This is a genomic window from Hymenobacter agri, assembly GCF_054778495.1.
This window is the reverse complement of sequence record NZ_BAAGZM010001133.1, coordinates 1-774: the sequence shown is the minus strand read 5'-3', so window position 1 is coordinate 774 and position 774 is coordinate 1. Positions and strand designations below refer to the sequence as shown.

The window sequence follows — 774 nt, the reverse complement described above, 5'->3', positions numbered from 1 at the left end:
ACACGTCGGCGGCGGCCGAAACGGTGGTTTCGCGGGCCACGCGGCCTACGGCATCGACTAGCTGCACGCGGGTACCGGCGGGCAGGCCGGGGAGGCGCACGTAGTCGGTGGTGGGGTTGGGGTTCAGGACCAGCGTAAATCCGCTGACGCGGGCAGTTGAGGAAAGCGCCGTGGGGGTGAATGGCACAGCCGAACTAGCCGTTCGGCTCGTCGTACGTACACTCACTGGGCCGGCACTGGCCCGGGCCGGCACCACGGCCGTGAGTTGGGTGGGCGTTTGCACCGCAAACGACGCGGCGGGCGTACCGTTGAACAGCACTTCCGACACGCCCACAAACCCGGTGCCCGTTATGGTGACGGTTTGGCCCGGGGCCCCGCTGCTGGGCGCCAGGCCGGCAATGGCGAGCGGGCCCGATTCGTACACCTTGGCCAGAAATACATTGCCAAGAAATGCATTGCCGGCCAGCGTGGTGGTTCCAAATGTTGCCGTCCCAATGTAACCGCCCAGCACACCCACCGCCCCATCGGAGCCAATGGTAAGCGCAGTGCCATATTCGTCGCCCGGGCCGCCGGAGCTCAGGGCCCATTGCCAGGTTCCGGCCGCATCGAGCCGGGCAATAAAAGCATCCGACCGGTTCGGAGTGCTGGTATTGGCCAGGGCAACGGGGCCAAATTGCGCGCTGCGACTCAGGAACTCGCCGGTGATGACGACCTCGCCGGCCGGGGTGAGGGCCAGGGCTGCCGCGCCTTCGCTGTCGGCACCGCCTGCCTGCC

General features: G+C 67.4%; 1 protein-coding gene. It reads right to left on the bottom strand.

All coding sequences use genetic code 11. From position 1 onward, the window contains the following. A partial coding sequence (locus ACYVDE_RS24930) for an IPT/TIG domain-containing protein (protein ID WP_460504206.1) occupies positions 1-774 on the bottom strand: 774 nt, incomplete at both ends.